Source organism: Desulfoluna sp. HI9BLuna, assembly GCF_056829775.1.
Genome location: NZ_CP186555.1, coordinates 2,916,312 through 2,939,506, shown reverse-complemented (window position 1 = coordinate 2,939,506; position 23,195 = coordinate 2,916,312). Strand labels below are relative to the sequence as shown.

The window sequence follows — 23,195 nt, the reverse complement described above, 5'->3', positions numbered from 1 at the left end:
TTTTCATCATGACCGAAACCCTTTGTGGAGAGATTGTTCGCACCACGTTTACCAGTGAGGAGACGGGGTTTACCATTGCCAAGGTAAAGGTGAAGGGGCGTGGTGAAGTGACCATGGTGGGGCCGCTCATGGGGCCTCCGGACGGTACGTTCATCGAGGCATTGGGGCGATTTGAATCCCACTCCCAGTACGGGTTGCAGTTCAAGGTCGACAGATTCTCCACGGCCCTGCCGGTGACGCCCAAGGGCATCGAAAAGTACCTGGCGTCCAAGGCCATCCACGGCATCGGACCGAAAATGGCCGAAAAGCTTGTGGCGGCCTTTGGAACCAAGACCCTGGAGGTCATCGACAAGGAGCCGGAAAAGCTTCTGGACGTGGAGGGTATCGGCAAAAAGAAGGCCGAGCAGATCTTGTCCGGCTGGGAAGAACAGATGGACGTGCGCCAGGTGATGGTGTTTCTCCACTCCCACGGGGTGGGGTCGGCCTTTGCCACCCGCATTGTCAAAGCCTTCGGCAAAAAGGCGGTGTCTGTTGTGACGAGAAACCCTTACGCCCTGGCCACGGAGGTGGCGGGTATCGGGTTTCTTACGGCGGACCGCATTGCGCGCTCCACCGGGTTTGCCATGGACGCTCCCCAGAGAATCCATGCGGGGCTTCTCTACGTCCTCTCCCACGCCACGGACGAAGGCCACCTTTTCCTGCCCGCGGACCAGCTCCTCCAAAAGGCCGTAGAGCTTCTCCAGCTCCCGGCCGAGCCCATCGGACAAGGCATCGCCCACCTTGCCGAACACGAAAAGGTGATCACCAAAAAGGTGGACAACCCGGAGATCGGTGAGGCCGTCTACCTGCCCTGGCTCTTTCACTCGGAGCGGGGCATCGCCAACACCCTTGCCCAGGTGGCACGGGGAAAAAAATTTCCGGTGTTCGAAGATGCCCAAGGGGAAGTGGCTGCCATGGAAAAACGCCTCTCCATCCGCCTTGCCCCCCGCCAGCGGGAAGCAGTGCAAGGAGCCCTCACCGCCAAGGCCATGGTGATCACCGGCGGCCCGGGCACGGGCAAGACCACCATCATAAAAGCCATCCTGAAGATCTACCACAAGGCCGGGGCCAGGATGCTCCTGGCCGCCCCCACGGGCCGCGCGGCCAAGCGCATGACCGAGTCCACAGGCTTTCCGTCCAAGACCATCCACCGGCTCCTGGAATTCAGCTTTCAAAAGGGAGGCTTTCAGCGAAACCGGGAGAACCCTCTCTCCTGCGACGTCCTGGTGGTGGACGAGGCCTCCATGATCGACGTGCCCCTGATGTTCAACCTCTTGAAGGCCGTGCCCGACACCGCCACCCTCATCCTAGTGGGGGACGTTCATCAGCTGCCCCCGGTGGGCCCGGGCAACGTGCTTCGGGACATCATCGCCTCCACATGCATCCCGGTCACCACCCTCACCGAAATCTTCCGGCAGGCTGAAAAAAGCCTCATCGTGGTCAACGCCCACCGCATCAACAAAGGGGAAAAACCTTTTTCCGGAACCCGCGAACCGGGTGGGGATTTTTTCATCATCGAGAGAAACGACCCCGAAGCCGTGGCCCGCACCATCGTGGAGCTGGTGGCCCGGCGAATCCCCCGGCGCTTTAACTTAAACCCCATGGAAGACATCCAGCTCCTCACCCCCATGCACCGGGGCTCCCTGGGGGGCGAGCGCCTCAATCAGCTCCTCCAGGACACCCTCAACCCCAGGCCCCCGGGAGCCCCGGACGAAGCCGGGTTCAGGTTCCGACTGGGGGACAAGGTAATGCAGCTTAAAAACAACTACGACAAAGACGTCTTCAACGGGGACATCGGCCGAGTCGTCGACGCAGACCCGGCCGCAAAACGCGTCACCGCACGGTTCGACGACAACCAGGTCACCTACGAGGCCGCCGAGCTGGACGAGATCACCCTGGCCTACGCCGTCTCCATCCATAAATCCCAGGGATCGGAGTACCCGGCCGTGGTCATCCCCGTCTCCACCCAGCACCAGATCATGCTCCAGCGAAACCTGATCTACACCGGCATCACCCGGGGCAAAGAGCTCGTGGTCCTCGTGGGGTCCTACAAGGCCCTTGCCATCGCCGTCCGTACCAACAAAACCATCAAGCGCTTTACCCGATTGACGGAACTGCTTCAAACGGTTGTGTAGCGGCAGGAACAAACCAGCCTCCGGCGGCCAGGTGGGGGCACCTGGAAACCCTATGGCGAATGCATGGAGGCTGTCATTATGCCATCGCTCTTGGGGCATTCGCGTGATGTATGGCATTGGGCAACCGTCTTTGCAGGAGAGGCTCATTTCATTCTTCTGAAAACACCATGAAGGGCACGTGGCATTTGATTGACTTTAATCGGAATAACTCCGGCGGGTCACTTTTTTGAAAAAAAGCCCCGCACAAAAACGTTCCAAAAGACGTGATGAATTTCTTTCGGCGAAGCCTGGAGCGACGTTCTTAATACCTGTTTGTCAAACTTTTCAAAAGTTTGGCCCCCGGCAGGGCCGCCGGAGGCAAACTGGAACTGAATAGCTATCTTGATTTTTCCCGAAAGGATGCCCATGAACCCCATGTTAGCCACTCTCTTCCGCCACATTCTCAGAAGCCTTCTGCGGCTCCGGTTCCTCTGGCTGCGCACCCTCAAGCGCGGGCCCCACGGCGAGGCGCCGCACCACCTCTCCCCTGCGGAGCTTGCGGTGCTCGGAGACAAAGACGGCCGGTTCAAGCGGCTTTTTGCCACGCGCACGCCCCAGGTCACTGAGTCTTCCTGTTCGGCGGCGGCCGTGGCCTGCGTAATCAACGCCATGGATGAAGGGGAAAAACCGCGCATCCAAAACCAGATGGATCTTCTGGAGACGATCCGTGCCGGGCGCTGGAAGGAGCGCCTCTCGCCGGAAGGATGGCAAGGCCGCCGGGGGCTGCCCCTGGAGGTCCTGGGTGAAGTGGTGCCTGCGGCCCTGGCCTACCACGGCATCCACGCCCTCACCGAGGTGGTGCCCTTTTACCCGGAAGAGTCCCTGGAAACGCGCATGGCACGGGCCGGCACCCTTCTGGATCGGTTTGCCAACGACCCCGGCCTCTATCTCATCGCCCACTTTGACCAAGGCGCCTTCCTGCCGGTCCTCACCATTCCCCATATCTCGCCAGTGGGCCGCTGGAACCCCGAGACACAGACCGTCCTCATGCTGGACGTGGACCCAGACCAGCCCGTCCCCTACGAGGTCTCCCTGGCCCGCTTTGCCGACGGCATCGCCAGTCACTACGGGGGCCTCCTGAAGCCCTACGGATACGGCCACGGCGGCCTGGTGGTCATCACAGCCGACTAAAAAGCAGGGGGGCGCACATGCTCCGTCCCTTCGTCCCTTCGTTCCTCAGCGGCGTCACATGTGCTGACGGGCTGCGCCCGTGGGGCAGTTGCCAAACGGCCTTCATCACATTTCCAGAAGAATAAAATCGGCCTCTCCTTCAAAAACGGTTGCCACATATCACACATCACGCGAATGCCCCGAGAACACTGGCATAATGACTGCCTTCATGCATTCGCCACAGGGTTTCCCTGTTACCCCCACCGGGCCGCCGGAGGCAACTGAATTTTTACATGCGTTGCCCCTGGCCGGAAGCATTGCTCTTCTTGTCCCCACCTGGTTGTTGTGATAAAGGGTATTTGCATCTGCTTACAATGGAATCAGGAAGAAAAGGCGGGTGCAACAGCACCGGCATCAGGGGCTGAGGCCCTTCTCTGCCGGGCCCTCACCCACCCACAATGAGGAATAGCGGATGAAACCGATACTCTCCGTCACGCTCATCGCCCTGGCCGCCATTGTTGCCATCCTTTCCTGGTACGGCCTCTTTGCCCCCATCACCTTATCCGAGCAGACCATCCCCTCTTTCAGCTTTGCGTACAAAAAACAGACGGGCAATTACCGCCAAAGCGGGCGAACCATGAACGACATGTACCTGGAGCTCGATAAGGAGGGCATCTCCACCACGCAAGGGGTGGGCCTCTACTTCGACAACCCCAGAAAAGTGGAGGTAAAGAACCTGCGTTCCCTGGCCGGCTGCATCCTGCCTGACGAAAGCATTGAAAAGTGGGAAGGGCTTCGGGCAGACTACCTGATCGGCACCATTCCCGGCGCAACCCTGCCGGTGATCACCTTCCCTTACAAAGGAAAGCTCTCGGTGGTGCTGGGGACCTTGAAGGTCTACCCCAGGCTCAATGCATGGTTCAAAACCCACCCTGATCAAAAAGGGCCGGTCATGGAGATTTACGATGTGTCCAAAGGGGAGATTCGATACGTTGTGACACGCCCCATGGGGGGCGAGGTGCTGGATGCGCTCTGGCGGGCAGAGCGGCCTTAAGGCAATAAAAAAAGGGATCCAGAAAACTGGATCCCTTTAATATGCATGGTAGGCACGACCAGACTTGAACTGGTGACTTCTACCGTGTCGGGGTAGCGCTCTACCAACTGAGCTACGCGCCTTCAGGTGTTACCTGTAAAAACAAGATACATTTAGCAGCGATGGGCCGGGAGTGTCAAGGGGAAAAAGACCGAGGCGCCCGAAAAACAGACCATCCCCAAGGGTATCCTCCCTAACCCCTCCTCTCCAAAGGAGGATATTCCCTTACTGCATGAAGGTGTTTTTCCCTCCGGCCACCATGTCCACCTTGATGTGATCCCTGGAGACCTCGGAAAGGGTAATGGAAAACCCGTTGTAGTTCCTGGCCAGGAGCTGCTCGGCGAGCAGCCTGCCTTCCCCTGTGAAGTTCACCACCATCACCGCCCGCTCGATGCGACGCTCCCTGGGCCTTACGGAAATCACCCCTTTGAGCCCCTCCATGTCGCGGGAAAGCTGGGTAAAATTCTCGAAAAAGTTGGTGCCCTCCACCACCACCTCGATCATGGTGGTACGGCTCTTCTTCTCCTTCATGGCGTCCACGATCTGGGCTGAAAGATCCCGGCCTGCGTCTGCGGCCGCATCGCTCATGGCCCGGGTGCCTACGTCCACAGGATCGGTACCCACGGCAATGCTGGCCCTGAGGACTCCGTCTGTGGACCGGTCCGAGCCCACAAGAAACCCTTCCAACTCAACGGACGCCCTGATGGATCGTTCATCCCCCATGACGTTGCCGGACGGCTCGGTCCAGGCCCGTCCAACCACCACCACATCGGCACCAAAGGCCCGGCCGATGCGCAAGGCCTCCTCCCGGTGCACCAGCCCGTCGGGCCCCAGGGGAGTCGCATCGTCGATGATCGCCCGATGGGGAAGCACCTCAAAGCCACGTTTGGCCATAATGCCTGTAATGGCATCATCGGAGACCGTGGAGATAATGGACATGCCCGGCCCCCACCAGTGCACAAAAGAGTCGCTACCCGACAGCTTTTCCGAGACCAGAAACAGCAGCTTGGGCTTGTCCGTGCCTTCAAGGACGATGCCCGAAGAGGTGAGGCGCCCTTCCAGGCGATCCATGGCCACGGAGGCTTCCACGGCCACATGGTAATAGGTGCCGGAACGTCGCTCCGCCACCACCTTGTATCCGTCGATGTAGGTTGCAGGGGACTCGGTGAGTATTTCGGTCACCGCCTCGAAGTGTGCTGCCACGGCCCGATCCGAGAGGATATCAAACAACGCCTCTTCCACGGCGGTATACAGCCCCTCCTTTACCGCCTTGTCCTTGGCGTCCGGGATGTTGCTGCGGGCAATCACGCCCTTGCCCAGGGCAAGAAAGACCTTGAGGGAGCCTTCCCCTTCCGCACGCAGGGCGCAGGGTAGTGTCAGGGAAAGGGCGAGAAGCATGGCCATAGTCCATGAAAAGATCCGTTTCTGCATCAGGTGCTCCATCCTTTATGATTTACGTCCCAGGCTGTAATCTCCCACGAGGAGCAACAGCTCCTTTTCACGGCTGTGGGGAAGCCCTTCCAACGCTTTCTTGGCCTGTGCCACGTGGTCGCTGGCGCAACGCTCGGTGTACCCGATGCCGTCAAGCCTCGTGAGCATGGCCACCAGCTCGGCAAAGGCGTCCGCTGTAAAATCGGGGTCGGCCATGATGGCCTCCATGCGCTCTTTCTCACCGTTGGAGGCTTTGGAAAGGGCATAGATCACCGGCAGGGTGAGTTTGCCTTCCCTGAGGTCCGCCCCGGGCTCCTTGCCCAGGCTGGCCAGGTCCGCGGTGTAATCCAGCAAGTCGTCGGCCATCTGAAAAGCCATGCCGATGTGCCACCCGTAGCGCCCCAGGGCGTCCACCACCTCGTCGGGCTGACCGGCCAGGTGAGCGCCGGTCACGCAGGCCCCTTTGAGAAGGACAGCGGTCTTGCGCTCAATGACATCCAGGTACTCGGCCTCGGTGAGGTCCATGCGGCCTTTGTTGTAAAGCTGCTGGATCTCCCCCTGGCTCATGGCCTCGGTGATCCCGCAGATCTCGTCGATGACGGCAAAATTGCGGGTCTCGGCCGTGAGCGTAAGGCACCGGGCCAGGATAAAATCCCCGGTAAGGACCGCCTCGGGAGCGCCATACACCCCGTGGGCCGCGGGCTTGCCCCGCCGCATCACCGCCTCGTCCACCAGGTCGTCGTGGATGAGGGTGGCGGCGTGAAGGTACTCAAAGAGCACGGAGTAGCGGGCAAGGTCCTGGCGATCGGACCCGCAGGCCCGGGCAGCCAGGATCATCAGCAGGGGGCGAAGGCGTTTCCCCCCGGAAAAGAGGAGGTGCCCCGCCACCTCTCCGGCCAGCTCAGCCCAGGGATTCAGGTTCTCTTTCAACGCGGCTTCGATGGCGGCAAGCTCGCCGGCCACCTCGCCCAGGATTCTCGCCTTCAAATCGCTCATACCACTTCTCCTGACAAATCGTAGACGATGGCGTCCGTGATGCGGACGTCCACAAAGGAACCGACGGTGATCCCGTCACCGTAGACAAAGGTGACGCCGTCCACCTCCGGGGCCTGAAAAAAGGTACGACCGACAAAGACACCCTCTTCGGGGTTCTCCTCGATGAGCACCTTGGTGACCATGCCCACCCGCTCCATGTTCCGGCGGGCCGAGATCTCCTCCTGGGCGGCCATGAGGGTGTCCTGCCGCATCTGGGCGACCTCTTCGTCCACATGGTCCGGCAGGGCGTGGGAGGCCTGCTCTTCGGAATCGGAATAGGTAAAGACACCCAGGTGGTCGAACTCTACCTCGGTGATGAAATCGAGGAGCTCCTGAAAATCCTCTTCGGTCTCCCCGGGAAAGCCCACGATGAGGGTGGTGCGCAGGGCCACGCCCGGGACCTCTTTTCGGAGCCGTGCAAAAAGGGCCTTCAGGTCCGCCTGGGTGTAATGGCGACCCATCTTCTTGATGATGGGGTCCGAGGCGTGCTGGATGGGGATGTCAAAGTAGGCGCAGACATTCTCCCTGTCGGCGGCCAGCTTGATGGTGGCATCGTCCAGGGTGTCCGGAAAAGCGTAGAGGAACCGGATCCATGCGTCCGGAGCCTTATCGGACAGGGTTTCAAGCACCTCGGCGAGCTTGCCGGGTTCGCCCAGGTCCTCCCCGTAATCGGTGGTGCTTTCGGCCACGAGGTTCAGCTCCTGAACACCCGCGTCCAGAAGGCGCCCTGCTTCGGCCGTAATATCCGCAACGGAGCGGCTACGGTACCGGCCCCTGAGGCTGGGGATGATGCAGTAGGTGCAGTGCCTGCTGCAGCCCTCGGCGATCTTGAGGTAAGCCAGGGGGCCTGTGGTGGTGATGCGCGGCGAATGGGTCCGGGCAGGGGAGGTGCTGTTGGGATCGGGAAACAGGCAGGTGGCTTTGCCTATGCGCCCGTCCACGGCCATGAGCCGGTTAACCTCCTCGGCGATGCGCTCGTACCCACCGGTGCCGATGAACAGGTCCACCTCGGGAAGCTCGGGCACGGCATCTTCCTTGAATCGCTGGGGAAGGCAGCCCGCCACCACCAGGTAGCGACAGGTCCCCTTTTTTTTGTACTCCGCCATCTCCAGGATGGTGTCGATGGATTCGTCCACGGCGGACGTAATGAAGCTGCAGGTGTTGATGATGATGACATCCGCCTCTTCCGGTGAATCGATGATGGTGCAGCGGGCCTCGGTGAGGTGGCCCAGCATCACTTCGCTGTCGACGAGGTTGCGCGCGCAACCCAGGCTGACCAGGTAAATGTTCATGGGATCTTAAAAAAACTCCTGATACAACGGCCCGTACCCAAGCACCGCGGATCGCCCGGGCGCTCTTTTTCCAAAAAAGGGCGCCCGGGGATCATGGGAGAATCAGGGGACTTGCCGTCTGGGCTAGTTGCCCGTAAAAACCGGTTTTCGTTTTTCCGCAAAGGCGGTAAACGCTTCAATCAAATCGTGGGACGGAATGATGTTTGAGCTGATGGAAGCCACGTACTTGAGCCCCTCGGCCACCGTGGATTCGGTGGCGTGGTTGAGGACGTCCTTGGAGGCCTGCACCGCAATGGGCGGGTTGGCCGCGATGGTGTCGGCCATGGCCTGGGCCTCGGCAAACAGGGTGTCAACGTCCTTGTACACCTCATTGACCAGGTTGACATCCAGGGCGCGTTGGGAATCAATGCTCTTGGCCGTGTAGGCCATCTCCCGGGTCACCCCCTGGCCCACGATGAAGGGGAGGCGCTGGAGCACACCCACGTCGGCCACAAAGCCGATGGCGGTCTCCTTGAGGCAGAAGGTGGCGTCTTCCGTGCAGAGACGGATGTCGCAGGCGGTGACAAAATCGAGGCCGGCTCCGATGCAGTGGCCGTGAATGGCCGCGATCACGGGCTTGCGGCACTTCTCCATGGCGCTCATGGTCTCCTGGAGAGGGTAGATCTTTTTAAGGAGCTTCCACTTGAGCCCCCCTTTCTGCTCGTTCTCCATCAGCTCGGGCATGGCGCCCACCATGCCGATGAGGTCGATGCCCGCGCAGAAGCAATCCCCCTTGCCCGCCACCACGATGGCGCGGATCTCAGGGTCTTCGTCCAGCTCCTTGAACACGGCCGGGGAGTCCATCCAGGCGTCCTGGCTCATGGCGTTCTTTTTGTCCGCCCTGTTAAACCATACCCAGGCCACATGGCCTTTCTTTTCCACCAGATAGTACGTGCTTTCGCTCATCTCTTCCTTACTCCTTCTCTGTCGTTACACCAGAATCATCGCGTATCCATATCATCAGAGTCGTTTCCACTCATGCCAACGAAGGTCGAAGGTATCCCGCAACTATAGTACACTATCTAACCAAGATCAATCGGCATCCACCTTCCCGCCCCCTGCCGAATATGCTATGGTTCGCGAATGCTCCTCCCCCGTACCCCGGGGGATCACATTCCCTTGCGGGCTGTGCCCGTAAAGTAAGGTTGACGCGCCCCAACCATGGATGTTGCGCCAGCATCCCGGTGAGATGCGTATGCCGCCAGTGGATCGCCTTGTGAAAAAATGAGGAGCCGAACGAACGTTTTTTAAAGCCTGTTTATCTAACGTTTCAAAAGTTTGGCCACCGGCAGGGCCGCCGGAGGCATGCGTTGACCATAACCCCAATAAAGAGAGACGTCGCGACACGGCAACACGAGCTATGACCACCATACCTGAAACCATAAAAACCCCCATCACCATCGGGGGCAAAGAGATCCCCAATCGCCTCTTCCTGGCCCCCCTTGCCGGTCTCGGCCACGTGGCCATGCGGCAGATCATCGATGAATTCGGCGGCTGCGGCCTCTTCTTCTCTGAGATGTGCAGCGCCAAGGCCCTGCCCGGAGAAAACCGGCTCATCTCCCCCATGTTCCGCTGGCGGGACCAGGAGGCCAAGCGCCTTGTCATGCAGATCGTCGGCGCCGCCCCACAGGAGATGGCCCTTGCCGCCGAGCGCATCGAGAAAGAGGGGCTTTTCGGAGTGGACATCAACTTCGGCTGCTCCGTCGCCGGTATCTGCAAAAAGGAGAGCGGGGCTGCTGTTCTCCGTGACCCCGACCGGGCCGAGGCCATCGTCCGTGAGGTCCGCAACGCAACCACCCTGCCCCTGTTCGTCAAGTACCGCACGGGCTGGACAGACGACCCTGTCTTTGCCTCGGACATGGCAAAACGCTTTGAAGACGCCGGTGCCGACGCCCTGGTCTTTCACCCCAGGGTCTCGCCGGACCGCCGCAGCCGTCCCCCGAAGTGGCAGCACATAAAAGCCGTGAAGGAGGGCGTCACCATCCCCGTCTTCGGCAACGGCAACGTCTTCACCCCGGCGGATCTTAGCCGCATGGTGGACACCACCGGCTGTGACGGTGTCTCCCTGGGCCGCATCGCCATTGCCCGGCCCTTTGTCTTTGCCGAGATGCTGGAGGGAAAGAGCTTCGGCCCCGACATCTACCCCCAGGTGGCCCTGCGCTTCCTCGATCTGGTGGAAGAGGCCTTTGACCCGGCCTACGCCGTGCGCCTTTTCAAGAAATTTGTCATCTATTTTTCCGCCAACTTCAAATTCGGCCACCCCGTGTTCAAACAACTCGCCTACGCCGACACCCTGGACGGCCTGCGGGAAAACGTCCGCCAGACCTTTGCCGGCCCCCTGGACCTGGCCGCCACTCCCAACCTCAACCTCTTTACGGCCTGATCAAAAAGCCTTCAGGCTCCATTCTTTTGATCCGATAAGAAACGTGTCTGATAAAAATGTACCGAATTCAGCTTATGCCTCCGGCGGGTCGCTTTTTGAAAAAAGCTCCGCAGAAACGTTCCGGTTGCATCGTCTTCTGCCGCCCTGCCCCGTTGGGGCTGGGCGGCAGAAGGCGATGCCTGTTCGTTACGCTCAAAACAGTCAGGTAATCGGTAACGTTCGGCCGGGCCGCCGGAGGCAATTTTCAGCTAAATAGTTACATAAAAAATAAGCCTTTTCTGATTTGATCAGTATGTGGAGCCTTACCCCATGTTGCGTGAAATTTACGTCGACTTAAACAACGTCTTTCTCTCCCTGTCCGATGCCATCGACCTGGCCAACCCGAGTATTGCCTGCCACCAGATGCGCTGTGCCTACATCGTCTGGCAAATGGGAAAAGCCGCCAAACTCTCCAAAGAGCGCATCAAGCGGCTCTACATGGCGGCCCTGCTCCACGACATCGGGGCCATGACCCCCAAGGACAAAATACGACTCCACACCTTTGAGGAATCGGACATCCTGGCCCACTGCCTCCGGGGGGAGGTCCTCTTCGAATCCGTCCCCCTGCTGGCCCCGGCCGCGCCCCTTATCCGCCACCACCACCGCAACTGGAGCGACTGTGAGGCCCCCATCGGGGACCCGGACGTCCTCGACGCCCAGATCCTCCACCTGGCAGACTGGGTGGAAAGGCTTATTCAACGGGACGCCTTTATCCTCAGCCAGATGGAGGTCATCACCACACAGATCCGCACCATGGAGCACACCGTCTTTCACCCGGACGTCGTGGAGCTCTTCATCCGCACCTCGGACCGGGAGGAGTTCTGGCTGGACCTCTCCTCAACCCGGCTCTACGGCCTGCTCCTTCGAAACGGCCCCTTGCGGTCCATCGAGACCCCCATTGAAGAGATCGGCTCCATTGCCCGGGTCATACAGAAACTCATCGACTTCCGGTCCCCCTTCACCGCCACCCACTCCGCGGGCGTGGCCGAATGCGCTTCCCTTCTCACCCATCACTTCGGCTACATGGAGAGCGAAGTCAAACTCATGCGCCTGGCAGGCCACTTCCACGACCTGGGCAAGCTCATCATCCCCAATGCCATCCTGGAAAAGCCGGGCAAGCTCACCCGGGAAGAGTTCCAGGTGATGAAACAACACACCTACTTTACCTACGAGGTGATCCACTCCATCGACCGCCTGGAGCGGGTGGCCGAATGGGCGGCCTTTCACCACGAAAAACTCGACGGCACCGGCTACCCCTTCCGCGTGGGGGCTGAAAAGATCAACACCGGGGCACGTATCATGGCTGTTGCCGACATCTTCACCGCCCTCACCGAAGACCGCCCCTACCGCACCGGCATGCCCCTGGACAAAGCCCTGGGCATCCTGAAAAACCAGGCGGACAACGGCAAAATCGAACCCCGGGTGGTGAGCCTCTTGGGCGACCACGCCAAAGAGATCTCCCAACAGGTCAAGGCCACCCAACTCGAATCCATGCGCTTCTACACCGAACACTTCACCGACGCCGTCCTCGCCGAGCATCACGTGGCCTAAGTTAAAAAATGCCTCCGGCGGCGAGGTGAGCCACCTCGAAAGCTGATTGCCCTTGCGCTTTGCCCTTCGTTCCTCAGGGCAAAGCGCAAGGGCGTTCGCTGCGGGCTCCGCCCGTCACCAACGTTGGAGGCAGAGCCTCCGTTGATCATTCCCAGGCAGAGCCTGGGAACGAAAGGGCCCCCGATTCAGTGGATTGGACCCTGCACCCGGATGTCAACACGGGCGAAGCCCGCCAGGGAATGCGATGGGCCTGAGGAACGAAGGCCCGAGAGCATTCCCGAACCTGGGGTGCAGGGGATTTATCCCCTGCCCGCCGGAGGCGTTTTTCCCAATGTTTTTGCCCAAACAAAAAACCCCGCCCTGATCTAAGGGCGGGGGTTTTTTGATTCGGCATCACGCCGATGGAGAGGCGCTTTGGTGGGGTTTAGAGTGCGTCGGCGTAGAGTTCGATGACGTGTTTGACGGCCACGTGGTCGTGGGCCTGGGAGAGCATGTCCGTCATCTGCATCATGCAGGCCGGGCACCCGGTGGTGACCACGTCGGCGCCGGTGGCGAGGATGTTCTCCCGCTTGCGGCCGCCGATGCGGCTGGAGGTGTCGTAGTGGGCCAGGTTGAAGCTGCCGCCGTTGCCACAGCAGGTGTCGGCCTCGTTCATCTCCACGAACTCGTAGCCGGGCAGGCCTTTGAGTATGGCCCGGGGCTCCTGGGAGACGCCAATGGACTTTTTCAGGTGGCAGGGATCGTGCCAGGTGACTTTTTTGGTCGCTCCCTTTCCTGCCTGGGCGGCGAGGTCCACGTTGAAATGTTTCACGAGGAACTCGCTGATGTCCATGGTGCGATTGGCAACCCGCTGGGCCTTTTTCTCCGCCTCAGGAGAGATCTTGGCCGCCATTTTGGGCCAGAGCTTCTTGATGGTGGAGGTACAGGTGGCGCACGGGGTGACAAGCACGTCGTAGTTGCCGCTGGAGAAGGGCTTCAGGTTGTGTTTGAGGAGTTTCAGGAAACTCTCCTCGTCACCGGAGGCCAGGGTGGGGATCCCGCAGCAGGCCTGGTTCTTGGGCAGGTAGATACCGCATCCGTGGTGTTCCAGCACCTTGATCACGGCGTGGCCCACCTGGGGAAGCATCTTGTCCACCACGCAGCCCGGGTAGAAGGCCACGCGGATGTTTGCGGTGCCCTTGCCCGTGTCCATGCCCGAGTAGTCCTTTCGGAAAGGCCGTTTGGCCAGGGGCATGAAGTGTCGGTCCCCGATGAGGGGGGACATGATCTTGGAGCAGGAGGTCCCCAGGAAGGTGTCCGCCTCACTGGTCATGATCCCCTGGAACTTGGAGCCCATGGAGAGAAGCCCGGAAAAGAGCCTGGGGTGCACCAGGGTACCCCTGAAAATGGCCTTTTTCATAGGCGACAGGCCGATGTATCCGGTGAGGATGGCGCGGGCCTTGATAAAGATATCGGTGATCTTTACCCCGCTGGGGCAGTTGGCTTCGCAGGAGCCGCACAGGAGGCATTTTTCCAGACGGTCCTTAACCTCCACGGGGCTGTCGATCATGCGTTTGGCCAGGCTGTCGATGAGGGCCAGCTTGCCCCTGGCCACGTCCCCTTCCAGCATGGAGTCCTTGAACACGGGGCACACCGACTGGCACATCCCGCAGCGCATGCAGGTCACCAGCAGGTCGTCCAGTTCGGCAAGGGTGGTCCGGAGATTGGCGATGTCTTTCATGGCTTAATCTCCTATGACCTTACCGGGGTTGAGGATGCCCTTGGGATCCACCGCCTGTTTGATCTTGTGGAAATAGGTGAGGGATTTCTCGCCCACCTCACGGGCCATGAACCCGGCCTTGGCGATGCCGATGCCGTGCTCCCCGGAGAGGGTGCCCCCCAGCTTGAGGGCCAGATCAAAGATGTCCTCGATGGCGGTCTCCACCTTGTGCCACTCTTTTTCGTTTCGGCGGTCACACAGGATGGTGGGGTGCAGGTTGCCGTCCCCGGCGTGACCGAAGGTGCCGATGGACAGGCCGTACTTGGCGGCCACGGTGTCCAGGCCGCGCACCATCTCGGGTATCTTGCTCCGGGGTACGGTGGCGTCTTCGAGGACCAGGGTAGGCTTGAGCTTGGCCAGGGCCGACAGGGCCGCCCTTCGGGCTTCCCACACCTTGTTCTTCTCCTCTTCGTCCTTGGCCACCTGGATGCGGGTGGCGTTGTGCTTCTTGCAGATCTCCTCCACCTTGGCAGCGTCATCGGCCACCTGGCCGGCGTGGCCGTCCACTTCGATGAGCAGGAGGGCCTGGGCCTCGGTGGGCAGGCCTGCCTTGGCGTAGTCTTCCACGGCACGGATGGTGAAGTTATCCATGAACTCCAGGGTACAGGGGACGATCTTGGCAGCGATAATGGCGGCCACGGACTCGGTGGCATCAGCCACGCTGTCGTAGACGGCCATCATGGATTTGGAGGCGCTGGGGGGCGGAACGAGCTTTAAGGTAATCTCGTTAAAGATCCCCAGGGTCCCTTCGGAGGCCACCATAAGGCCCCCCACATTGTACCCGGTGACGCACTTCACGGTCTTGGAGCCGGTCTTCACCAGGTTGCCTTCGGCGTCGAAAAAATCGATGCCCATGAGGTAGTCTTTGGTGACGCCGTACTTCAGGCCCCGCAGGCCGCCTGCGTTTTCCGCCACGTTGCCCGCCAGGGTGGAGACCTTCTGGCTACCCGGGTCCGGGGGATAGAAGAGCCCCTTGGCGGCCACGGCCGCGGCAAAGTCCGCGGTGACCACGCCGGGCTGGACAATGGCGTACATGTCCGCTTCGTTGATCTCGATGATTTTGTTCATGGCGTTGGTCAGAATCACCACGCCGTTTTTAAAGGGGATGGTCCCCCCGGAGAGATTGGTTCCGGCACCGCGCACGGTGACGGGGATGCCGTTTTCACCGCACAGGCGGATGGCTGAGCCCAGCTGCTCGCTGGAGTCGGGCCGCAGGACCAGCGCAGGCATCACAGGGTCCAGGACCGCTGCGTCGTATGCGTAGTTCATGCGGGTGACTTCGTCACTCATTACGTTTTTCTCACCCAGCAGGGCCTCGAACTCTTTTTTCAAATTCTCAGAAATCATATAGCCCCCTCCCACAGGTTCCTTATGTTTCTTATGGGTTTTTATCTCACAACTCAGGTCCGGACATGAAAAGGGGGCCCCTGCCGGACCAAGCCTGGTGGGGCCCCCTGGTGTTTTTTATACGTATGGCTTCTGTGCGGCCGGGTTAGAAGACCCCGGGGAACAGAACGTAGCAGAAAACGGTACCGATGGTACCGGCCATGATGCCGTAGAGTACCAGCGGAATCATGGTGCGCCGAATGATGGTGCCTTCCATGCCCACCAGACCTACGGTGGCGGAGACCGCGACCACGTTGTGGACACAGATCATGTTGCCCATGGCACCGCCCACGCCCTGGAGGGCGACAATGATCTCACGGCTGGCGCCGATGGTGGTGGCCAGGCCGTACTGGAAGTCGGCAAAAAGAAGGTCGGACACGGTACAGGAGCCGGTGATAAAGGATCCCAGTGCACCCACATAGGATGCAAACATGGGCCATGTCTTACCGGTGATGGACGCCACAGCCTCTGCCATGGTCAAGGGCAGGGAGCTGTAGCCCAGGACGTTGTGCCCGGACTGCTTCATGATTTCTACCATGGCCACGGCAAAGAGCATGGCGATGGTGGGGTTCTTCATGCGGATGAAGCTCTCTTTCCATGCGCCGATGGCTTTTTCCGCCGGAATTTTGTGGAGAGCGATGGTGATGAGGGCCACCAGCATAAACGGAATGGTACCGGGCAGGTAAAGGAGCTTGGTGGCAAAGTTAACGCTTTCATACCCCAGGATATGGGGGAAGCTGATTACCCATGAGGTGACCCATCCCTTAAAGGGCAGGGAACTTAAGCGGGTAAGCACCAGGATCACGGCAATAAGAACGTACGGCATCCAGGCCATGAGCTGGCTCATGCGGGGCTTGAGATCCGTTTTACCGGGCTCGATTTCACCGACCCAATCCTTGTCCCAGGAAGCGCGCTCGCCAAACTCCCAGATCTCTTCAGGCATGAAGAGCCCTTTTTTGGCAGCGGTCACAACAATACCGAGGCTCACGAGGCCACCGATAAGAGAAGGGAATTCAACGCCGACCAGAAAGGCCGTGGAGAGATAGACAACATCGAAGGTAACAGCGGTAAAAAGAGCAAATTTCCAGGCGCCCAGGCCTTCACTCCATTTCTTGTTCTTGCCGAAATAGCGGGTCAAAAAGCAGATCACGAAGACGAGAAGGAAGCAGGCGATGATGGCGTGGGTGATGGCGGCCCACTGGCCCACATGCTTGAGGAACCCATCAAAGGTGGTGAAACCGGTCTCGACGGCTCCGTCCGCCAGGGCCTGCTCGATGGGGGTTCGAAGGGTTTTAAAACCGAACCAGACCGGGGTACCGACGGCGCCAAAGGTTACGGGCACAGAGTTAAAGATCAGGCACACACACACCGCCGCCAGGGCGGGGAACCCCAGTCCCAGAAGCAACGGGGCCGCGATGGCTGCCGGCGTACCAAAACCTGCCGCACCTTCGATAAAGGCACCGAAGGTAAAGGCGATGATGATGGTCTGGATTCGACGGTCCCGGGAGATTCCCAGGAACCCGTAACTGATCGTCTCCATGGCCCCGCTCACCTGCATGGTATACAGGATGATGATGGCCCCGAAGACGATGATCAAGACGTTAACGGCACTTCCGAAACCCGCAAGGGTCGACGCCGCAACAAAACCGGCCGGCATCTTCCAGACGGCCATGGCAATCACGGCACAGGCGGCCCAGGCCAAGGGCATCGCCTTGGTGGCAGGCCATTTCATACCAACCATGAAGATCAGTACGATGGCAATGGGAATAAAGGCAATGAGTGCTAATACACCTAACGACATTTCAAATCCCCCTAACTTTAGATTTGAGTGCGATGAACCCTGCACGTGCAGAGCATGTTTGGTACCCACGTTCACCCGCCTACACCATGGGGACGGCCCCGAGCCGTAAGAGAAGGAATGCAGATAAAGCCACAAAACGCTTCCACACCCGAGTTTCAATTTCCGTGCCTACAGCCCGTCCTTTTTTGTTTCGCCTTATCCGACGCGACGTTAGCCAGGGCCGGGGGTTGAATATCGTCCCGGGCGTGTAACGGTGTTCCCCTTAAAAACGCTCGGCCCTTTCCCGAAAAACAAACCGGTCTGACCAATTTCCCGGGATTTCCATGCGTGGGACGGTTCCAAAAAAAGGACTTCCTGTACCATCTACTCCGCCCCGAGCCTTCGGGGCTTTTGGCTTCTCCGCCATGGAACAGGCCGATGAGAAACCCGAGATATCCCCTTGTATTCACCTGAAATAGAAGAGCAAGCCGCCATCAGGCGAGTTGCCGATCCCGCCCCAAGAAGCAACTGGTTTCAGGTAGAATCGGCAGGGTCTTTTTTTACGGACCCACTGCCCGGGGAGGGGGCGGCGCCCTTTCTCCACATTGCCAGGTGGTGTAAGGTGATGAGGAACATCCGGTGTTTTCCACGCCACGGGGCCTTCGAGTTCCCGATCCCATCCCGGCCGGGGTCTTCCAAAGCGCTCACAACACGTCACGGGAAGCCAAAACAGGGAACACTGGAAGGGGAGCAGCTGGCATGGATCTTGAACATTCAATTCTGTAGGGAGAGGCGAGGATCAAGGGGTACGGGAGCGTCCCCATGGACACATGGTACGGCGGGCGTTTTCCGGTATATTTTGTCCATAATACGCTGATTTTCCGAAAAAAGGTACCATTGAGCAAACAGGATCCAAAAAGAGAGAGGAAGGTCATGATTCGCACGGTTACCCTCTGGCTGGCAGCAGCCGCGGCTATTTTCCTGACAGCCACACCGGCGTTGGCCGGTAAGACCAATGTGCTGATCCTCAACTCCTATGAAAACGGCTACGCGTGGTCCGACAAGATCCTGGAGGGAATCCGGGCTGTCTTCAAAGAAAGCGGCGTGCCCATTGAGCTGCAGGTGGAGTACATGGACTCCAAAAGGTACCGGGGCGATGCCGTGGAGGAGACCCTGCTGGCCCTGTACCGGCACAAGCTCACCTTTTTCCGCCCCGATATCGTCATCGTCTCGGACAACAACGCCTTCCGATTTGCAGTCACCCACCGCCAGGCCCTCTTCCCGGAGGTCCCCATCGTCTTCTGCGGGGTCAACAACTACAGCCCGGAGCTGCTCCAGGGCCAGACCAAGATCACCGGTGTGGCCGAGTCCGTGGATATCTCGGGCAACATCGACATCGCCCTGAAGCTTCACCCCACCCGCAACCGCATCGTGGTGATCACCGACTCGTCGGCCACGGGGGTGGCGGTGAGCAGTGAGATCCGGGAGATCTATCCCGACGCCCACCGGCAGCTGCACATCGAATTCATCAACATGGCCAACCGGGACAACCTCTTTCAGACGGTCCGCGGGGCCACCGACGACACCATCTTCTTTTTCATTCCCCAGTACAGCGCAGGGGACGGCACCTTTTACGGCACCGCCGACATCGTTCCCGACCTGGAGAAAAACTCCCGGGCCCCCATCTACAGCTTCTGGAAATTCATGGTGGGCGAGGGGACCATGGGGGGCCGTGTCACCAGCGGTCGCCTCCACGGCGAGACCGCTGCCCACATGGCCCTGGAGATCCTGAGCGGGACCCCGGTCTCTGAGCTTCCTGTCTCCTACGACGCCCAGTACAGCTGGATCTTTGACCACAATCAGCTCAAAAAATTCAACATCCCCCTGACCGCCCTGCCCGACGAAGCCGAGATCCTCAACATGCCCCAGCCCTTCTACCGGCTGAACCGGGAGCTCTTCTGGGTGCTGGTGGTGAGCTTTGTCACCCTCACCGTGGTGCTGATCTTCCTGGTCATGAACATCATCATGCGCCGTCGGGTGGAGGAGGACTTAAAGGACCAGCTCTCCTTTCTGGAGATCTTCATGGAGACCGTGCCCGTCCCCATCTATGTCAAGGACCTCAACGGCCACTACCAGGGGGTGAACCGGGAATTTGAAAAGTGGTTCGGGGTAACCCGCGCAGAAATCCTGGGCCACACCGACGACCTCTTCTACCCCAAGGGGGTCCCGCCCCTTTCCGATGAGAGCGACACCCACCTTACCGCGGAAAACGGCATCCGAGCCCACCACGCAAGCATCTTCAAGCACGGCAGCGACAACCATCACGTGATCCTGCACAAAGCCACCTACCGCAACGCCAAAAACGAAATCTGCGGGCTCGTGGGGGCCATTCTGGACATCAACGACATGAAAAAGGCGCAATGGGACCTGCAGAAGGCCGAGGAGCGGTACCGGAGCATCTTTGAAAACGCCACCAAGGGCATCTTTCTCTCCGATCTTTCCGGTCGCCTCCTGAACATCAACAACGCCTTTGCCCAGATGCTGGGGTACGACGGGCGAAAGGAGGCCCTGGCCCATGTCGACAAGATCGAAAACCACTACGCCACCGAGGAGACCCGGAGAAAGCTCCGGGAGATGATCCGAAAGGGCGACACCATCCAGGGGCTGGAGATCGAATTCTACACCATCGGCGGCAAAAAGCGGTGGGCATCCCTCAATGCCGGCCTGGTGAGAAACAAGCACGGAGAGATGGAGCACATCGAGGGAATCGGCGAGGACATCACCCAGAGAAAGCTTGCGGAGATCGCCATGGAGGAGTCCAAGAACAAACTCCAGATCGTCCTGGACAACATCCCCCAGCTGGTCTACTGGCAGGACCCCTCCCTTACGTACGTGGGGGGCAACCGCTCCTTTAAGCTCTTCTACGACCTGGACCCGGCCCAAGAGGTCAACGTCACCTACACGGATCTCATGGCCGAGCCCGAGGACATTCGCAACTCCTGCGAGGTGGACCGCACTGTCATCCGCTCGGCATCCCCTCGTTACCGGATCCGCCGCAACATCAAAAAGCGCAACGGCAAGGAGGTGTGCCTGGAGATCAACAAGATCCCCTTGAGCGATGAGCACGGCCACATCACGGGCATCCTGGGCACGGCCGAGGACATCACCAAAAAGGTGAACCTGGAAAAGCAGCTCGTGCAGTCCCAGAAAATGGAGGCCCTGGGCACCCTCTCCGGGGGCATCGCCCACGACTTCAACAACATCCTGACCTCCATCATCAACTCCACGGAGCTGGCCCTGGAGGACATCGATCCCACGGCCATGGCCGCCGACGACCTCAAACGGGTCCTCAAGGCCAGCTCCCGTGGCAGCGAGCTGGTCAACCGCATCCTGGCCTTCAGCCGCCCGTCCCGGGAGGAACACCAGATCGTCAACGTCACCGACGTGGTGGCCGAGGCCCTCTCCCTGTTCCGCTCCACCATTCCGGGGAACATCGAACTCAATGAGATCAAGAAGTGTTCGGAGTGCATCTGCCTGGCCGCCCCCACCCAGCTTCACCAGATCATCATGAACCTGTGCACCAACTCGTTTCACGCCATGAAGACCGGGGGCGGCACCATCACCGTCTCCGTGGCTCCGGCCGAGGTGGACGACCACCTGGCCGACCTGCTCAGCATCCAGGCCGGGGAGTACTGCCGCGTCACGGTCTCGGACAACGGCCCGGGCATCCCTTCAGAACTCATGGACAAGATCTTCGACCCCTTCTTCACCACCAAGGAGAAGGGGGTGGGAACAGGCCTTGGCCTTGCCGTGGTTCATGGTATACTCAAGGGGCACCGCGGGGGCATCCACGTCAGCAGCCTGCCCGGCATCGAAACCACCTTCGACATCTACCTGCCGAGGACGGAGAAACCCGATGTCCCGGCAGCCCAGCGCTCTTTCTCCCCTGCCACAGGCAAGGGAACCATCCTGTTCGTGGAGGACGACGAGGAGCAGCAACAAACCGTTCCCCGGGTTCTGGAGCGCCTGGGGTATCAAGTGCTGGTGGCCGGTGACGCCGCCACAGCCCTTGCCATCATCACCGCCCAGACCGAGGCCGTTGACCTGGTGATCACCGATTTTGACATGCCGGGGGACAACGGTTTTGTCCTTGCCGCAAAGCTCTGCAACATCGCACCGGCCTGCCCTGTCATCATCGTCTCGGGCCGCCAGAAAAGCCTCTCCATGGATCGCACGGAAAACGTCCGGAGCGTTCTGATCAAACCCTACAACCGCCAAAGCCTGTCCGAGGCCATCAACAGCGCCCTGCATCAGCAGCCCAAGGAGACCCCATGACCACCATCCTCATCATCGACGACGACATCGAGTTCTGCGAAACCATGGAAAGCCTCGTGGGGAGGATGGACCACCGCTGCGTCACCGCTCACACCCTGAAGGCGGGCTCGGACTTTCTCGCCGGAAACGACGTGGACGTGGTGTTCCTCGACGTGCGCCTCCCCGACGGCAACGGACTCACGGCCTTGCCCCTCATCAAAAAAGCCCCTTCCGAGCCCGAGGTGATCATCCTTACGGGCCAGGGGGACCCGGACGGCGCGGAGCTGGCCATCCAGGGCGGGGTCTGGGATTACCTGGTGAAGCCCACCTCCATCAAACAGACCCGCCTGAGCCTCTCCAGGGCCCTGAAGTACCGGCAGGAGAAACAGGCCGAGACCCCGGTGGCCCTTAACCTGGACAACATCATCGGGGTGAGCCCGTCCATGCGCAAATGCTTTGACCTGGTGGCCAAGGCCGCCGTCTCCAATTCCCAGGTGCTCATCACTGGAGAAACAGGAACGGGCAAGGAACTCTTTGCCCGGACCATCCACGAAAACAGCGCCCGGGCAGGGCACAACTTTGTCATCGTGGACTGCGCGTCCCTCACCGAGACCCTCCTGGAGAGCACCCTCTTCGGCCACCGCAAAGGGGCCTTCACCGGGGCGGACGCCGACCGCACCGGCCTGGTAAAGGTGGCCGACGGCGGCACCCTCTTTCTGGATGAGGTGGGGGACATGCCCCTGTCCATTCAGCGCTCTTTCTTGCGGGTGCTCCAGGAAAAACGGTTCCGCCCCGTGGGCCAGACCCAGGAGGTGACCAGCAACTTCCGCCTCATCGCCGCCACCAACCGCAATCTGGAAGAGATGGTGGAAAAAGGCCAGTTCCGAAGGGATCTCCTCTTCCGCCTCTGGGCCGTTCACCTGGAGCTGCCCCCCTTGAGAAGCCGCAAAGGGGACATCAAGCGCCTGGCCATGTTCTTTGTGGACCACCTCTGCGAGGAGTACGGTGTGCCCAACAAGGGCTTTGACGCCGAGTTCTTCGAGACCCTCTCCGCCTACGACTGGCCCGGCAACGTCCGGGAACTCTTCAACGTCCTGGAGATGGCCTTCATCACCTCGGGGCGCACCACCACCCTGTATGCCATGGACCTGCCCAGCAACATCCGCATCAAGGTGGCCAAGGCCACCCTCACCCGGGAATCGGCGAGCACACCCGAGGCCGCCCCCGGGGACACCAACCCGCCCGTAAGCCGTATCCTGTCGGAAACCGAAGCCCAGGTGAGCCGCCATTTCGGGAACCGAATTCCGGAGATCAAGGAGTTCAAGGGGATCATGGAAGAGCAGTACCTGCGGGAGCTCATCCGCCACACCGGGGGCAACGCCAAAAAAATCATGCAGATTTCCGGGCTCTCCAAGTCCCATTTTTACACCCTTCTTAAAAAGAAGGAGATCTCCATCTCCTCGGACTAGCCTCCCTTGGCGGGGTTGAGCACCGAATCGGTCACGGTACCTTCGCCCCTGTGCGCATGCTTTCTGGGGCGAAGGAGGCCCGCCGGTCCTGCCGTGACGTATTTTTTTTACCAGGAAGAGGTGATACCCGAGCCATGAGGCAAACCACTGTTTCCCTTTCGGACGGAGTTCTGAATTTCGGACTTTCGGTCCTATTTTTCATAAGATGCGGCCAAAGGCGGCACGGTTTTTCCGATACACCGGAAGCCCCGTACTCCCAACACCTTACCTATCAACGCGTTACACTTTTCTATTGTGCATG

Annotated in this window: 15 protein-coding genes and 1 tRNA gene; 7 read left to right on the top strand and 9 right to left on the bottom strand. The window is 59.9% G+C overall.

Annotation, left to right across the window (positions count from 1 at the left end):
• Nucleotides 1–8: 8 nt before the first annotated feature.
• Nucleotides 9–2,174: an SF1B family DNA helicase RecD2 gene (gene recD2, locus ACOYW0_RS11945; RefSeq protein WP_482418648.1), complete on the top strand. Its 2,166-nt coding sequence runs from the start codon at nt 9–11 to the stop codon at nt 2,172–2,174.
• A 218-nt stretch (nt 2,175–2,392) separates the two neighbouring features.
• Here the strand turns inward: recD2 and ACOYW0_RS11940 are convergent, their stop codons facing one another.
• A complete protein-coding gene (locus ACOYW0_RS11940) occupies nt 2,393–2,590 on the bottom strand; it encodes a hypothetical protein (RefSeq protein ID WP_482418647.1) in 198 nt (65 codons plus the stop codon).
• On the opposite strand from ACOYW0_RS11940, the gene ACOYW0_RS11935 reads away from it, so the two are divergent.
• Together ACOYW0_RS11935 and ACOYW0_RS11930 are read left to right on the top strand one after the other, a co-directional pair.
• Nucleotides 2,580–3,344, top strand: a complete 765-nt coding sequence (locus ACOYW0_RS11935; RefSeq protein ID WP_482418646.1) for a phytochelatin synthase family protein — start codon at nt 2,580–2,582, stop codon at nt 3,342–3,344. The genes ACOYW0_RS11940 and ACOYW0_RS11935 overlap by 11 nt on opposite strands.
• Before the next feature lie 451 nt (nt 3,345–3,795).
• Nucleotides 3,796–4,377, top strand: coding sequence for a GyrI-like domain-containing protein (locus ACOYW0_RS11930; RefSeq protein WP_482418645.1), 582 nt, complete (start codon nt 3,796–3,798; stop codon nt 4,375–4,377).
• Between the two features lie 46 nt (nt 4,378–4,423).
• On the opposite strand, the gene ACOYW0_RS11925 is transcribed toward ACOYW0_RS11930, so the two are convergent.
• The 5 genes from ACOYW0_RS11925 to ACOYW0_RS11905 all read right to left on the bottom strand — a co-directional run bounded on the left by ACOYW0_RS11925 (nt 4,424) and on the right by ACOYW0_RS11905 (nt 9,119).
• Nucleotides 4,424–4,499 (bottom strand) — tRNA-Val (locus ACOYW0_RS11925).
• A gap of 142 nt (nt 4,500–4,641) precedes the next feature.
• The gene (locus tag ACOYW0_RS11920; RefSeq protein ID WP_482418644.1) at nt 4,642–5,847 is read right to left on the bottom strand and encodes a hypothetical protein; all 1,206 of its coding nucleotides are present in this window, start codon (nt 5,845–5,847) and stop codon (nt 4,642–4,644) included.
• 15 nt (nt 5,848–5,862) lie between these two features.
• Nucleotides 5,863–6,843: a polyprenyl synthetase family protein gene (locus tag ACOYW0_RS11915; RefSeq protein WP_482418643.1), complete on the bottom strand. Its 981-nt coding sequence runs from the start codon at nt 6,841–6,843 to the stop codon at nt 5,863–5,865.
• Nucleotides 6,840–8,174, bottom strand: a complete 1,335-nt coding sequence (gene rimO, locus ACOYW0_RS11910) for a 30S ribosomal protein S12 methylthiotransferase RimO (protein WP_482418642.1) — start codon at nt 8,172–8,174, stop codon at nt 6,840–6,842. The genes ACOYW0_RS11915 and rimO overlap by 4 nt, the downstream gene beginning before the upstream one ends.
• A gap of 123 nt (nt 8,175–8,297) precedes the next feature.
• Entirely contained in the window at nt 8,298–9,119 is an 822-nt protein-coding gene (locus tag ACOYW0_RS11905; protein WP_180138382.1) for a crotonase/enoyl-CoA hydratase family protein, read from the bottom strand.
• Nucleotides 9,120–9,573: 454 nt separating this feature from the next.
• On the opposite strand from ACOYW0_RS11905, the gene ACOYW0_RS11900 reads away from it, so the two are divergent.
• The gene (locus tag ACOYW0_RS11900; protein WP_482418641.1) at nt 9,574–10,596 is read left to right on the top strand and encodes a tRNA dihydrouridine synthase; all 1,023 of its coding nucleotides are present in this window, start codon (nt 9,574–9,576) and stop codon (nt 10,594–10,596) included.
• Between the two features lie 309 nt (nt 10,597–10,905).
• Entirely contained in the window at nt 10,906–12,186 is a 1,281-nt protein-coding gene (locus ACOYW0_RS11895; protein WP_482418640.1) for an HD domain-containing phosphohydrolase, read from the top strand.
• Nucleotides 12,187–12,610: 424 nt separating this feature from the next.
• On the opposite strand, the gene ACOYW0_RS11890 is transcribed toward ACOYW0_RS11895, so the two are convergent.
• The 3 genes from ACOYW0_RS11890 to ACOYW0_RS11880 form a co-directional block, all read right to left on the bottom strand.
• Nucleotides 12,611–13,906 carry a (Fe-S)-binding protein gene (locus tag ACOYW0_RS11890; RefSeq protein ID WP_482418639.1) on the bottom strand — a complete coding sequence of 432 codons (1,296 nt, stop codon included), beginning with the start codon at nt 13,904–13,906 and terminating at the stop codon, nt 12,611–12,613.
• Between the two features lie 3 nt (nt 13,907–13,909).
• Nucleotides 13,910–15,292 (bottom strand): FAD-binding oxidoreductase, encoded by a 1,383-nt coding sequence (locus ACOYW0_RS11885; RefSeq protein WP_180138375.1) that lies wholly within the window; start codon nt 15,290–15,292, stop codon nt 13,910–13,912.
• A 145-nt stretch (nt 15,293–15,437) separates the two neighbouring features.
• On the bottom strand, nt 15,438–17,132 hold the full coding sequence (locus ACOYW0_RS11880) for an L-lactate permease (protein ID WP_482418638.1): 1,695 nt from the start codon (nt 17,130–17,132) through the stop codon (nt 15,438–15,440).
• Nucleotides 17,133–18,044: 912 nt separating this feature from the next.
• On the opposite strand from ACOYW0_RS11880, the gene ACOYW0_RS11875 reads away from it, so the two are divergent.
• On the top strand, nt 18,045–21,446 hold the full coding sequence (locus tag ACOYW0_RS11875; protein WP_482418637.1) for an ABC transporter substrate binding protein: 3,402 nt from the start codon (nt 18,045–18,047) through the stop codon (nt 21,444–21,446).
• The gene (locus tag ACOYW0_RS11870) at nt 21,443–22,894 is read left to right on the top strand and encodes a sigma-54-dependent transcriptional regulator (protein ID WP_482418636.1); all 1,452 of its coding nucleotides are present in this window, start codon (nt 21,443–21,445) and stop codon (nt 22,892–22,894) included. The genes ACOYW0_RS11875 and ACOYW0_RS11870 overlap by 4 nt, the downstream gene beginning before the upstream one ends.
• The last annotated feature ends 301 nt before the right edge of the window (nt 22,895–23,195 follow it).